Source organism: Sphingobacterium sp. UBA7038 (assembly GCF_002494055.1).
GTDB classification, from domain to species: domain Bacteria; phylum Bacteroidota; class Bacteroidia; order Sphingobacteriales; family Sphingobacteriaceae; genus Sphingobacterium; species Sphingobacterium multivorum.
The window spans coordinates 46,456-60,651 of sequence record NZ_DLAV01000039.1 but is presented as its reverse complement, the minus strand read 5'-3'; the positions used below and the strand labels follow the sequence as shown (position 1 = coordinate 60,651).

Sequence of the window (14,196 nt, the reverse complement as noted above, 5' to 3'; positions counted from 1 at the left end):
CTACACAATTGTTTGTTCATTTTTTTTTAAACTTAAATTCCCTTGCCGGATCGTAATTATATAATTAAATTTAGGAGCAGAGGTATTCATGATGGTTTCATTCGGATCATTTTCTCCGCTACGGTTATAAAAAACGCTTTGAGTAACAGATACGCACGTTGATTATTCAATCAAACAGCTATTAATTATGGGATTTTTGAACACTATTTTTGGTAAAAAAGAAAATAAAAAGGACAGTATAACGGAGTTTTGGGATTGGTTTAAAAAAAACGAACAGGCATTTTTTCAAATCGTCAAGGCTGGAGAACAAATTGATCAGCATTTTTTCAGCAAACTTTCGCCGAAGATCGATGCTCTCCGCAAGGAGCTGTATTTTTTAACGGGAATGTACGATGATAACACCGCAGAACTTGTAATCACCCCTGACGGTGTCATCAAAAACATTGCGTTCGTAGAACATCTGATCGCTTCTGCTCCAGCATTAGCGCATTGGAAATTTACCGCATTAAAACCCGCTATTGCGGATATGGAAAAATTCAAAATCACGATGTATGGCTTCACTTTTGACATCAAGGATATGTTCTTTTATCCCATTCAACATAGATACCATCCGGATGAAGTTGATATTGTTATTGTTCACCCCGATTATACGGAAGAGCATAAGGCCAATATTTCCCATGGTATAGAAATATTTCTCGACAATTACATTGGTGAATTGAACTCGATCATAGCCATAGACAACCTGAATGTAACCTCAAAAGAGCTTGCAACAGAAGAGCTGATTCCACTACTTAAATTAAAAGACTATTTGATCTGGAGGGAAAAGGAATTTGTGGAAAAATATACCGACGTTAGACACCTAACTGCAGATGATACATACACCGCTTTTGAGGGCACCCTGGAGAATGACTTACCCATCTTTGCCATCATAAATACGACCTTGTTGGACTGGGATGGAAAAGCTTCTCATCCTTGGATAGTTACATTAAAGATTAGCTATGACGGAACAGCAACCAATGGCATGCCCGATCAGGAGACTTACGATTTAATGGATAAATATGAAGAAGAGTTAATGAATAGTCTTCCAAATGATATTGGATTTCTTAATATCGGTAGAGAAACTGCCGATAGCCTAAGGGAAATTTACTTGGCTTGTACAGAATTCCGAAAAGCCTCACGAGCGATCGATCGATTAATCGAACAATACAGGGAAATTCTTCAAATTGATTATAGCATCTACAAAGATAAATACTGGAAAACCTTCGAACGATTTTATAAACAAATAGAATAAGTCTCCCGTACAACTGCCATAAGTTCTACTAAAAGTACTTGATGAATTATGCTTTATTTATATGAATAAAATCATTCTTTTGATTATTATCCTTGGCATTGGCCTTATCACATACAAAACCATTCAAAGGAACACGCTTTTGGCCGTTGTTGATAAGGAAGAAAATGCCCCTTCAGACTCCTTCCGCTATACGATGGCAATAAAGGAAGTAAAAAAACGCATCACAAACAACAAAAAGTACAATAGTGACATATCCTTTCTCTTGGATATGAGAAGACCCTCGGGAAGAAATCGTTTTTTTGTCGTCGATCTAACAACAGACCGGATTCTTGATCAGGGCCTGGTGGCCCATGGATCCGGTTCCGAAACCGGAAAAAAGAACCATTTGCAATTCAGCAACACGGATAACTCTCATGCGACGTCGCTAGGTAGCTATGCTATCGGCAGCTCGTATAATGGGAAATTTGGAAAAGCGTATAAATTATACGGCTTAGATAGCTCCAATAGCAATGCATATGCTAGAGACATCGTTCTACACAAATATGACCGCATGCCCTACGATGAACAAGTTGATCCAGTATGCCTCAGCGAAGGCTGCCCTATGGTAAACGTCGAATTCTACAAAAGACTACAGGACCTAATTGATTCCTCAAAGAAACAGATCATCTTACATATCTATTACTAATTATCTATATATCTTCTTTCATCAAACGCAATAAAACCTGATAAGGATTTTGAGACATAACGAGAGCCTTTAGCCAAGCAAGAAAGCCCATAACAAACAAATCCTTATTTTCCTCATTTTTTACCAGAGCTTCAACAGCTTCCCGAAAGGATTTCACTTGAATAATTGTAGGATTTAAAAGATATTTCTCCACCAATTTAACAAAATCAATCACTCTATTTTCCTTTACATTCAGTAAGTATTTTTTATACCTACCGACAAAGCTTTTTAATTTAAAGGTTGCCAAATCGATATGTTTGAATTGGATATGGATCAGAATTTCAAGCAGACTCTTCCGGATCGTCCACAACATGCCCATTTTCTTCTCGTACCAAGCATCTGTTCGAATCAACTGTCGAAGCTCAATCAATGCTGTTTTATCTTCAAATTGCGTTAAAAACATCACTAAACACAACTGTAAATCTGCAAGATCAACCTCGTTTGATTTTGCTGGCGCTTGTTTAATCCCCGCCCTTAATACGGAAAGACCTTTTATTCCATCGCCGAGGTAATGGAAATTCAATGCCATCAACAAATGGCACCGCAACTGAAACTGGGCTCGAAAAACCGCGTTTCCTTGGGATAAAACTTCTTTCAAGCGTTCTAAATACACCATGCTTTCGTTGAAAAATCCATTCCTCAAATTAAAATTGGCCAGATAGTACAAAATATGGAGATAGTAGAATAGGTTATGCTTCGATTGTTGATCGTACGTCATCAAAAAATTGTCTGCAGTTTTTAAAAAGGAACGAACCAGTGTATAGTTTTGATGTATTGCGGCATACTCATTTGCAATGTACAGAAGTTGATAGAGTGATTTAAATGATAAGAGATCATCCAAAGAAATACGGTACTTGCTCAGCGTACTCAAAATCAACTTATTGAGATCAATTATTTTTGCTTTCAAATGAATAGCCTGCAGTTCAGAACGTAATAGTGCATAAGCTATCTGAAATTTAGCCTCCCGCTGCAACTTTTGCTGATTTTCGGTAAAACGATCGATGAGCAATTCCAAATTGACAGTCAAATCTAAATGGGCATATTGTAGTCTGATTTGCAAGATTTCATTCAGCAAGCTAAACTGTTCAAGAACAAGAGCCTTTTCCTCAGCCCGTTGAAGGCATTTAAATCCAATCTTGATGAACTCGCTTTCCAATAGAAAACGCCCCACAACAAATAATCGCAACGCCTCGTGAGCCTCACTGTTGTCTCGTTCAAAAACCTTATTTGAAAGAAAAAACAAAAGACTATCATGAAGCCTCTTTCTCAACGCGTGATAAGCATCCCGATTTTTAATGGGGTCATATAACTTTTTCAGCTTATTTATATCATCAGTTTCTATAATCTCAAGTAGCTTGATATTTTTCACATCATTACGCTTGTTCTTTCGTTTCAAAAAGGCTTTAAAATCCTTAATATCATCTTTATTCAATAATAACATCAAATCTGATATCGCGTCTGCCATAGCTTAAATTTAGAATTAAACAAATATATTAAACAAAATTATATCGTCAGTATTCTTATAAAATCAATTTTTAAAATAATCAGCTACTGTGGATATTTGAATCATAAAACAACAACAAATTAAAACTAAAACAAGAAAATTATGGAACCGCTAAAAAACATGATTGAAGAAAAAAAAGCTGAAAGAAATTTAAACAAAAGAAACCCCTTTAAACCAACAGGCGCCTTTATCGGAGCTTCATGGACCGCACTATTGGTTGGTACCGTTGGCTATTGTGTAGGTTTATGGAATGCAACAATGGCATTAAATGAAAAAGGGTATTATTTTACAATTTTACTATTTGCGCTATTTGCCGTTATCTCCGTTCAAAAAAGTGTAAGAGATAAAGCAGAAGGACTAGCAGTTACCGAGTTATATTATGGTTTAAGTTGGTTTGCAACAATTGCCGCCGTCGTGCTATTAACCGTAGGCTTATGGAATGCGGATCTGCTCCTAAGTGAAAAAGGATTCTATGCCATGTCCTTCTCATTGAGTATTTTTTCAGCTATCGCCGTTCAAAAAAACACACGTGATGCAAAACTGATCGATGACAATGAAATAAAACTTTAGCGGGTGCCTATCCTGCAGCCTCTGCCTAGCAAGCTGCAGGATCTTTCAATCCCTCTTAAGCAAAAAAGGAAGAGCGTTTCATTGACTCTTCCTTTTTCTAAGTGGATTGTTTAAGCGACGCAATAGGAAGGTAAACGAAAAATATACTTCCAGTTCCAAAAACACTTTGCACATCAATCTCTCCACCCATGCTTTCGATAAATTCTTTGCTTATGCTCAATCCCAAACCTGTCCCCCCCTTTGTACTCCCTGGAACTCGGAAATAGCGATCAAAAATCTTCGCTAAATATTGTACGGGAATTCCCTGTCCTTGATCTTCAACACGCAAAAGCACCCTGGCTCCTATTCTTTTTACAGCAAGAGAAATTGTCCCTCCCTCATCGGAATAACGAATTGCATTGGACACCAAATTCGTCAATACCCATGCCGTCTTTTCATTATCAATAAAAACCATCGGAAGATCCTCCTCCAGTTCAAGCGCTATGTGAATTTGCTTTTGGTCAAGCATTGACCGGTTGGCTAACAGCGCATAATCTATGATCGGTCCGATAGCCGCCGGATTCAGCTTCATCTGAATGGTGCCGCTCTCCACCTGCCCAATATCCAAAAGTTCCCCCGTAATTTTTAGGAGCCGCTCTGTATCGTCAGCAATTCCCTCAAGCAGGTCTTTTTGTTCTTCATTCAGCGTTCCTATCCGCTTATTTTCGAGCAATTGGATCCCCATGCGTATTGATGCGATTGGAGTCTTCAGTTCATGAGATACCGTTCCAATAAAATTTGTTTTTGCGACATCACGTTCCTTAAAACTTGTCACGTTCTTCAACAAAATAAATTGTCCAATAAACTGCGAACTCTCCTCTCCCGTTGGTACAACATTAATGTCGATAACCTCCAGTTCAAAGTAGTTATCTTTTCCATAGGCAAAGATCTGAACCAATCCCAGATGTTCGGATTGCTGGTTTAAAGCGTCGATCCTATCGAGAAGCTTATGAATCAAATCATTGGAAGAAGCTATTTCCACTAATTTTTGCCCTTCAAATTCTGCGTGTTTTAACCCCGAGAGCAAACAAGCGGGTTCATTTGCAAAAAGCACTCTTTTTTCCTCATCTATCCCTATAACGGCATCATGCATATTATCAATAAGCGCTTCAATTCTCTTTTTATGCTGCAAGATCTTACCCAATTTACTTTCTGTATATTCCTCGAGCTTTTGAGCCATTGTATTGAACGAATGCGCCACTTCTCCAAATTCATCCTTTCGCTTAAAGTGAAGTCTCCTTTTATAGTTCCCAGCAGCAATTTGTTTAATACTATCAGTTAATTGTACAATTGGGCCAGCAATGGCTAGAGGGAGGTTCACAAGCAATACAAATGCCATCATAAAACAAAGCGCACCTACAATGGAGATGGCCAAAATTGCTTTTTCAGCTGTTGCATTGGCAATATTATTTTTGTGTTCAATCGCCTGCATATTAAGATACATTAACTGAAATATATCTTTGTGCAGGTCAGCAGCAATTGTTGCATCTTTCACCTGTTTCTTTAAACTCAAAAAGTGTTGATCTATACGTTCGGTCACCGCCCGTTCTCCAGGCTCGGTTACATTGCGCTTCTGGAGTCTTAAATTATCTTCAAATAGCGCCATGCTCTTCCCATTCGTATGAAGGTCTTCCAAAGCCAGCAACATATTTCTGGAATAATGCAGCGTATTATAATTGTCGACTAAAATATTATTGGTATCTTTTTTTAATCGATAAACATAATACCCACTCACTATCGCAAGCAGCAAGATCATAGAAAATAAAAATCCTACCCCGAATGTCAGCTTTGCTTTAAGTTTCATTGGATTCGATATTCTTCAATTTTTCGATACAAAGTAGCGATGCCGATTTCTAACAATCGAGCTGCTTCAGCTTTATTTCCATTCGTATGTTTTAATACACGTTGTATATGCTGCCTCTCCATGTTGGACATTGCAAAGTTTGACAAGACGTTTGCCCCTTCCCTATACTCACGTTCACCAAAAGGAAGGCTCTCCACACCTAATACGCCACCCTCACTCAAAATCACACTGCGTTCAATCACATTTTTCAGTTCACGGATATTTCCCCGCCATAAGTTGCCTTCCAAAGCCTGCACAAACTCAGGGGTCATCTGCAACGGTTTCAAGTTGGATTTTAAAGCAAAGATATCAGCGTAGTATTGCGCCAATGTCGCTATATCTTCAATGCGCTCGCGCAATGGCGGTAATTCAATCGTGAAAACAGAAAGCCTATAAAATAGATCACTCCTGAAATGGTCTGATGCAATTTCGGTTTCGAGATTTCTGTTGGTTGCTGCTATGATGCGCACATCCACTTTCGTTGGTTTGGAGTCCCCAACTTTTAAAAACTCGCCAGTTTCCAAAACACGAAGAATTTTAGCTTGAAGTTCCAAAGCCATCTCCCCGACTTCATCCAGAAAAATAGTCCCCAAATGCGCTTCTTCAAACAAACCACGTTGATCCTTAGTCGCACCAGTGAAAGCACCGGATTTATGGCCAAACAACTCATTTTCCAGCAAATCTTTTGTAAATGCGGCACAATTAATCGCCACAAAACTACGATCTCTTCTTGAACTCGCCTGATGGATTGCCTGTGCAAAAACCTCCTTACCTGTGCCGGTCTCGCCCGTTAGCAAGACCGTTGTATTTGTAACAGCAACTTTTTGTGCCATGCCGATGGCCGCTTTTATTGCACTGGATTTCCCAATAATCTTATCAAAAGAAAGTCGGTCGCCTAATCGTTTTTCTAACTGCTCCACCCTTCTAGCTAATGCAACCTTTTCACAGGCTTTATAAAGCAACGGTATAATGCGATTATTGTCATCTCCTTTCGTAATGTATTCAAAAGCACCATTTTTTATCGCCCGAACGCCATCCGGAATATTCCCGTATGCCGTCAATAAGATAATCTCTAAAATTGGATACCGCTCTTTAATTAATTTAGCCGTTTCAACTCCATTACCATCAGGTAGCTTCACATCACAAAGTACAACATCTACATCACTGACTTCAAGCTTTTTTAACCCCGATTTAATGTCAGCAGCCTCGATCACATCAAAACCTTCCAGGCTAATAATTTTGGCCAGCAATTTCCGAAGCTTCTCTTCGTCATCTATAAGGAGAACTCTATTCACAATATTCGTTTTTTCAAAAGTACAATTTGTCCCAAGCAAATAGTAGAAAAATAAACAATTTGACTATTCCTCAAAAAATTTCCCGACATCAAAATAAAAACGCTATATTTGTAGCGCTCAACATCGTTAAAACTGCATGTAAGATTAAAATTCTTTAGAACGAAATAAATACCATCCATTGACGATACCCGTACAAATGGTCTTTTCTAACATTTAAAGAATTTCAACATGCTTTCATTACAACAACTTTCCTATATACATCCAAATAAAGATTTATTGTTTGAGAACATAAATCTGCACATAAACGCGCAAGAGAAAATCGCACTGATCGGTCATAACGGCGTTGGAAAATCAACGGCACTACAACTGATTGCCAAAGAATTATCGCCGACCAGTGGGAGCATACATAATAGCGCTAGCACCTATTATGTCCCTCAGGTTGTTGGACAATTCGAGCATAAGACGGTGGCTGAAGCACTTAGAATCGATAAAAAATTGAATGCTCTTTATGCCATATTGGCCGGTGATGCGTCTGAGGAAAATTTCAATAGACTTCAAGATGACTGGGCTTTGGAAGAACGTTGCCAAGAGGCTTTCAAACAATGGGATCTGCCCAACATACAATTGGCTCAGCAAATGTCTTCCCTTAGTGGTGGACAAAAAACGAAAGTTTTATTGTCCGGAATCCAGATTCATCGATCCGAGCTTATTCTTCTTGATGAACCGAGCAACCATTTGGATATGGACAGCAGAACACAACTATACGATTGGATTCAATCAAGCAAAAACACTATAGTCGTTGTCAGCCACGATAGAACCCTGCTTAATTTACTGGATGACATGGCTGAAATGGCCCCAAATGGCATCAAGCGATATGGGGGTAATTATACCTTTTACGAGGCTCAAAAGGAGATCGAACGCCATGCGTTGCAACACGATATCCACCACAAGGAAAGAGCGATCAAAATCGCAAAAGAGAAAGAAAGAGAAACAATCGAGCGCCAAAACAGACTAAACAACCGTGGTCAAAAAAAGCAGGAGAAGGCAGGTGTAGCTCGCATAATGATGAATACGCTACGTAATAATGCTGAAAAGAGTACCGCCAAAATTAAAAATGTACACCAGGACAAAATTGGAGATATCAGATCGGATCTACAGGAACTTCGTGGTTCACAATCCGCATTGGATGAAATTAAAATAGATTTGGGAAACAGTAATTTTCCAACAGGAAAAAGTATGATCAAGGCCGAAAACATCAATTTCAGCTATGGCGCAAAACAGCTTTGGAAAGATAATATAAACGTTCAATTATTCAGTGGGGATCGTATCGCACTCCAAGGCCCGAACGGATCTGGGAAAACAACATTAGTTAAACTCCTTCTCAACCAACTAATGCCTGAACAAGGAAAAATTGAGCGGCAATCATTTCGCGCAATCTATTTAGATCAGACGTATTCCATCTTATCTCCACATTTAAGTATTTATGAGCAAGCGCAGCAATTCAATACCGCCGCGCTACCTGAACATGAAATCAAAATTAGACTCAATCGGTTCTTATTTGGAAAAGACGATTGGGACAAGCCCTGCCAACTATTGAGTGGCGGTGAAAAAATGCGTCTGATAGTATGCTGTCTCACCATCCAGCAACAGTCTCCCGATTTGATTATCCTTGATGAGCCTACAAACAATTTAGATCTTCAAAATATACTGATGCTAACCAGAGCGATTCAGCTTTATAAAGGTACCCTACTCGTCATTTCACACGATGAAGTGTTTCTACAAGAAATCCATATAAACAAAGTCATCAAATTAAAAAACCTCTAAAAGATAACGCCGTGTATTTCGCTGCAACGAAATACACGGAATATTTAAGTATCGCTCGCCATAAAATTTTAATAAAACAGGGTATTTTTTGTAACAATCCCATATTCTTTATTTAAAATCTGCTAAATCGATAAATTAAATTAAAAAAAACAAATTTTTATCGATATATTCACGATGATTTTAAACATGAAACAATAACCATTAAATTAATTGAACCTCCACATTTACATAGTAAGCCTTCAGGCAAATGTATCGCACAGGCCTCTCAATTAATTACTTCATTTAATTATGTCAGATTATCAAATTAAAGAAAATCCCGAATTATTTGACGCCATCGTAGTTGGTTCCGGCGCAGGTGGTGGTATGGCAGGTTATATACTTGCACATGCGGGGCTTAAAGTATTGATGCTGGAAGCAGGTCCTTTTTATGACCCAGCAAAAGATTCGTTACAACTACGCTGGCCTTGGGAATCCCCAAGAAGAGGTGCGGGTACCACAAGACCATTCGGGGATTTTGACGCAGCCTTTGGTGGTTGGCAAATCGAAGGCGAACCCTACAGCAAAGTAGCGGGAACTGAATTTGAATGGTTTAGAGCACGCATGCTGGGCGGCAGAACCAACCACTGGGGTCGAATTTCATTGCGTATGGGACCTGACGATTTCAAGCCAAAGGATGGAGTAACGGATGAATGGCCTATTACTTATGAAGAGGTTAAGCCATTTTATGACCGTGTAGATCGAATGATCGGAATATATGGCACGGCAGAAGGTATTCATAACGAACCCGATGGTATTTTTATGAAACCACCTAAGCCACGCTTAAACGAACTATATATTGCAAAAGGTGCAAAAAAAGCTGGAGTTCCAGTGATTCCCGGAAGAGGGGCGGTATTAACCGAAGTATCAAAAGATATTAAAGATCGAGGTACCTGTTTCTACTGTGGGCAATGTGGTCGTGCATGTAAAGTTTATGGAGACTTTTCCTCTTCATCTTGTCTGGTTATTCCAGCGATGAAAACGGGTAACCTGAAGGTGATAGACAATGCAATGGTAAGAGAAGTCATTACAAATGATGAAGGAATTGCAGTTGGTGTTTCTTATGTTAACACCAAGGATTTGCAGGAATATACCGTTAAGGGGAAAACCGTTATTTTGGGTGCTAGTGCCTGTGAAAGTGCGCGGATCATGTTAAACTCCAAATCAAAATCACATCCTGGTGGTGTTGGTAATAGCAGCGGTTTAGTCGGAAAATATCTCCACGATTCTACGGGAGCCAGCTTATCGGGCTTTTTACCACAGCTACTCGACCGGAAGCGTTATAATGAAGATGGCGTTGGAAGTGTCCATATTTATTCACCATGGTGGGAAGATAATGCCAAATTGAACTTCCCTAGAGGTTACCACATCGAATACGGCGGTGGTTTACATATGCCATCTTATGGATTTTTGAATTGGGTACCGAAAGTAAATGACCATGCAAAAAATTCAGCTGGAAAGTCAAAGGCCAAAGGCGGTTATGGTACTGCATTAAAAGAAGATTTCCGCAGCTATTATGGTGCAAATGTCGGCATGGCAGGACGCGGAACGGCATTGGCAAGAAAAGACAATTATTGTGAAATTGACCCCGATAAAGTCGACAAATTCGGAATTCCTGTACTACGTTTCAACTACAAATGGGCCAATGAAGAAATCGCGCAAGCCAAGCACATGCAAGAGACATTTCAGTCTATTATGCACGAAATGGGCGCTGTCATCACTTCTAAAATACCCGGAGCAGATACATTGTACGGCCTAGAAGCTCCCGGAAAAATTATTCATGAAGGCGGTACCACAAGAATGGGAAATGACCCTAAAACCTCCGTATTGAACAAATGGGGACAAGCCCACGATTGTAAAAATCTCTATGTCGTCGATGCGGGACCATTTGTTCAACAAGGTGACAAAAACCTGACCTGGACAATACTCGCTTTATCGATGCGAACAGCAGAATATATACTTCAAGAAAAGAAAAAATTAAACGGTTAAAAGCATGAATAGAAGAGAATCTTTAAGAGCATTAGGATTAATTGCAGCTGGATCTGGTCTTTTAACCGCAGCCTGCAATTCAAAAGATGCTAAAAATGCAGCAGCAGACAATAGCAAAAAATTACCTGGAGTCCAGGATTTTGAATACGAACGCACGGAACAATTATACGCCGAAAAGTTTTTCGACGAACATGAAATGGCGACAATCACTGTTTTGGCTGACATTATTATTCCTAAGGATAACATTTCAGGAAGCGCTTCGGAAGCGGGAGTCCCCGATTTTATCGAATTTATCGTAAAAGATTTGCCTGATAATAAAATCCCGATGCGCGGCGGACTTCGTTGGCTCGACCTACAGTCCAAAAAGCGTTACGGAACAGTATTTATCAAATGTAGCGCAAAAGATCAACTTGCATTGGTGGATGATATCGCCTACCCTGATTTGGCAAGACCGGAAATGAAACAAGGTGCCGCCTTCTTTTCATTGATGCGCAACCTGACTTCTTCAGGATTTTACACCAGTGAAATGGGTGTAAAAGATATTGGCTATGCCGGAAATAAACCTGGAGTCTGGAATGGTGTACCAGATGATGTGTTGAAAGGGCACGGTTTTGACCCAACTAAATTCTTTGGATAATAAAAAAATCCTTTCCAAAATGGAAAGGATTTTTTTATTTACCCAATTAAAATCTATTGTCCCGATGGTAACTCGGTAGCTTCCGGAGCCTTATCAATCAACTCCATAAATTGATCCAATTTAGGTGTGATGATAATCTGCGTTCTTCTATTCCGTTGCTTACCTAGCGCGGTCGTATTATCTGCAATTGGATTATATTCTCCTCTACCACCCGCAGTTAAGCGCTTCGGATCCACACCATATTTATTTTGTAAAGCCTGTACCACAGAAGAGGCTCTCAGGGTACTTAGATCCCAGTTATTCCGAATATTAGGTTTAGAAATTGGATCCGTATCGGTATTACCTTCAATCAAAACTTCATAATCTCTATAATCCTGGATAATTTTCGCAATTTTGCTTAACGTCTGATCGGCCCTATCATTAATTTCATAGCTACCGGATTTGTAAAGCATGTTATCAGCAAGTGAGATATAAACGACCCCTTTTAATACCTGTACATCAACTTCCTGCAGTTCCTCACGGCTAAGTGATCTTGTCAAATTATTGGTCAATACCAGATTCAAGGAATCGGATTTGTTTTTCGTCTCAACGAGATGCTTAATGTATTTATTTGAAGCGTTAATTTCATCAACCAGCTTAGAAATATTAATATTTCCCTGTGAATTCTGATTAATACTGTTATCGAGCGATTTCTGCAAAGCAGCATAAGCAGATCGGAGGTCCGCATTATTTTGACGTTCAGAAGCCAACTGATCTTCTAAGCTCTTGATCCGCGTCCGGCCTTCAGCTAATTGAAGTTGTCCATCCTGATATTGCTTGGTCAATTGACTGTGCTCCGTTTGCAATTTACTATAGTCGGACTGTAAACCAGCATATTGCTTTTTGCTGACACCACATCCTACAACAAACAAACTGGCCGTTAATACAGTCATTGGAAAAACTAAATTCTTCATGATATACTCTTTTTGTAGATGTTGAACTAATTCATATAGCAAGATACGCAATATTCTAGCCAAAATACCCCACAGTCTTGTCAAATTAACAACCTTTAACGTCCTATTGGGCTAGCTCCTTCAACTCTGTAGCGCTAAATACTTGCCCACCTTTAAGATAAGGATTGGCGCCTTTGAGATAATTATAAATAATGGATTTAGCCTCTTCATTGGGTAATTTATAAAGGTTTTTAACCAGGAAATTTTTATCCTCAAGTATATTATTGTTGTAGCCCAAAAAAGAAGGCGCATGCACCTGTACGCTCCAACGTATAAACCGTGCTTCAATATGATTTGGATTTTCCTTAATCACTTCTTCCAAATGCTTTTTCCCCTCTTTGAATTGCCCAACTTTCTTAAATGGATTGCCGATATGTTTCGCTAACAGTATTTGATAGGCGGCTAGATAGGCTTTCTCTGTCGGCGATTTGGCCCCTTCGGTCAATGCCTCCAAATTATGTTCACACAGATCCTCGTCCTTCACGGCCTCCGCATATTCTTTTCGAATTTTCTCCATATTCACCTGCTGGCCAAGCCCAACTTTTGTTAAAGTGAATAGAACAATTGTCAATACTATTCGTGTTATCATAATTATAAATCAGGCTATTTCAACAATTTCAATTTCCGACTTAAATTACTAAAAAAATCGAATCCAACTATTAATTTTCAATTATCATACCATAAAGGCCAAAATTCATGTCATCGTATCGCCACAGCTAGCCTTAAAAAAGAGAAAAGTCTTTATTAAAGTATATTTTTAAAGCAATTTTGCTCCATGAAACTGATTTTAGAAACAAGCCCAGTCTGGTTAAAGGTGATTTTGTCAATTCTATTTGGTGTGATATTAAGCTGCTTTTTAGGGGAAATAGTTTACACCTTATTGCAGGCATAAGCTCTTCATCATAATCGATATCCCCTCCTTTACCTGAGGATCTGCTGAATTTTATGCCTACAGATAGACCGCTAATTGCGGTTATTTGAATAGACCACTAAGTTTCATTATCCTTGCCAAAAATCAAATTATTTTTGCTATATTGCTTATACCAATATAAATTTAAAGCGAGCTATGGAAACTAAAGCAGAGTATCAGATTTGGGACACTATTGTGAATAGCGCAAAAACTAAATTCGATTATAAGCATATTCGTGCTATGTTTAAAAAGGAAGATGACGAAATAACCGATAAGTTTCTATTCCATATTATTGCAGGATTTGCCTGTGGTGAAAATCATCAGACCATCTCAACCAATCTTTTCAATGAATTACAAAGTATTCATTTTGAATGCAATGAAGAACAGATCGACCGGTTTATCGCTGATAAGCACGTAAAATTCAGTCCTGAAATCTACGCCACCTATCTTGCATTCTCTATGCTGGAAGATGGTGAAGAGGTCGATAACATCACCGAAATCATTAATAATCTTTTGCAACTAGATAAATAATTATCCGGAAG

At 38.9% G+C, this 14,196-nt stretch carries 12 protein-coding genes; 7 read left to right on the top strand and 5 right to left on the bottom strand.

Annotated elements, in window-relative coordinates; all coding sequences use genetic code 11:
• Positions 1-187: 187 nt before the first annotated feature.
• Together B3H30_RS21920 and B3H30_RS21915 are read left to right on the top strand one after the other, a co-directional pair.
• Positions 188-1,291: a DUF695 domain-containing protein gene (locus B3H30_RS21920; protein ID WP_286710303.1), complete on the top strand. Its 1,104-nt coding sequence runs from the start codon at positions 188-190 to the stop codon at positions 1,289-1,291.
• A 61-nt stretch (positions 1,292-1,352) separates the two neighbouring features.
• Positions 1,353-1,976 carry a murein L,D-transpeptidase catalytic domain-containing protein gene (locus B3H30_RS21915; RefSeq protein WP_070569266.1) on the top strand — a complete coding sequence of 208 codons (624 nt, stop codon included), beginning with the start codon at positions 1,353-1,355 and terminating at the stop codon, positions 1,974-1,976.
• Between the two features lie 4 nt (positions 1,977-1,980).
• Here B3H30_RS21915 and B3H30_RS21910 read toward each other — a convergent pair whose 3' ends face one another.
• Positions 1,981-3,480 carry a hypothetical protein gene (locus B3H30_RS21910; protein ID WP_070569262.1) on the bottom strand — a complete coding sequence of 500 codons (1,500 nt, stop codon included), beginning with the start codon at positions 3,478-3,480 and terminating at the stop codon, positions 1,981-1,983.
• A gap of 141 nt (positions 3,481-3,621) precedes the next feature.
• Here B3H30_RS21910 and yiaA point away from each other — a divergent pair, with 141 nt between their 5' ends.
• Positions 3,622-4,089: an inner membrane protein YiaA gene (gene yiaA / locus B3H30_RS21905; RefSeq protein WP_070569259.1), complete on the top strand. Its 468-nt coding sequence runs from the start codon at positions 3,622-3,624 to the stop codon at positions 4,087-4,089.
• Between the two features lie 97 nt (positions 4,090-4,186).
• On the opposite strand, the gene B3H30_RS21900 is transcribed toward yiaA, so the two are convergent.
• Positions 4,187-5,932: a sensor histidine kinase gene (locus tag B3H30_RS21900; RefSeq protein ID WP_286710302.1), complete on the bottom strand. Its 1,746-nt coding sequence runs from the start codon at positions 5,930-5,932 to the stop codon at positions 4,187-4,189.
• Positions 5,929-7,266 (bottom strand): sigma-54-dependent transcriptional regulator, encoded by a 1,338-nt coding sequence (locus tag B3H30_RS21895; protein ID WP_070569931.1) that lies wholly within the window; start codon positions 7,264-7,266, stop codon positions 5,929-5,931. The genes B3H30_RS21900 and B3H30_RS21895 overlap by 4 nt, the downstream gene beginning before the upstream one ends.
• A 228-nt stretch (positions 7,267-7,494) precedes the next feature.
• On the opposite strand from B3H30_RS21895, the gene B3H30_RS21890 reads away from it, so the two are divergent.
• From B3H30_RS21890 to B3H30_RS21880, 3 genes are all read left to right on the top strand, one after another.
• Positions 7,495-9,090, top strand: coding sequence for an ABC-F family ATP-binding cassette domain-containing protein (locus tag B3H30_RS21890; RefSeq protein ID WP_070569254.1), 1,596 nt, complete (start codon positions 7,495-7,497; stop codon positions 9,088-9,090).
• A gap of 288 nt (positions 9,091-9,378) precedes the next feature.
• Positions 9,379-11,115 (top strand): GMC family oxidoreductase, encoded by a 1,737-nt coding sequence (locus tag B3H30_RS21885; RefSeq protein WP_070569252.1) that lies wholly within the window; start codon positions 9,379-9,381, stop codon positions 11,113-11,115.
• 4 nt (positions 11,116-11,119) lie between these two features.
• Positions 11,120-11,752, top strand: a complete 633-nt coding sequence (locus B3H30_RS21880) for a gluconate 2-dehydrogenase subunit 3 family protein (RefSeq protein WP_070569248.1) — start codon at positions 11,120-11,122, stop codon at positions 11,750-11,752.
• Positions 11,753-11,805: 53 nt separating this feature from the next.
• Here the strand turns inward: B3H30_RS21880 and B3H30_RS21875 are convergent, their stop codons facing one another.
• Both B3H30_RS21875 and B3H30_RS21870 read right to left on the bottom strand, forming a co-directional pair.
• A complete protein-coding gene (locus B3H30_RS21875) occupies positions 11,806-12,705 on the bottom strand; it encodes an OmpA/MotB family protein (protein WP_070569245.1) in 900 nt (299 codons plus the stop codon).
• Between the two features lie 103 nt (positions 12,706-12,808).
• On the bottom strand, positions 12,809-13,333 hold the full coding sequence (locus B3H30_RS21870) for a hypothetical protein (RefSeq protein ID WP_083296085.1): 525 nt from the start codon (positions 13,331-13,333) through the stop codon (positions 12,809-12,811).
• A 477-nt stretch (positions 13,334-13,810) separates the two neighbouring features.
• Here B3H30_RS21870 and B3H30_RS21865 point away from each other — a divergent pair, with 477 nt between their 5' ends.
• Positions 13,811-14,185, top strand: coding sequence for a hypothetical protein (locus tag B3H30_RS21865; RefSeq protein ID WP_070569242.1), 375 nt, complete (start codon positions 13,811-13,813; stop codon positions 14,183-14,185).
• Positions 14,186-14,196 lie beyond the last annotated feature (11 nt).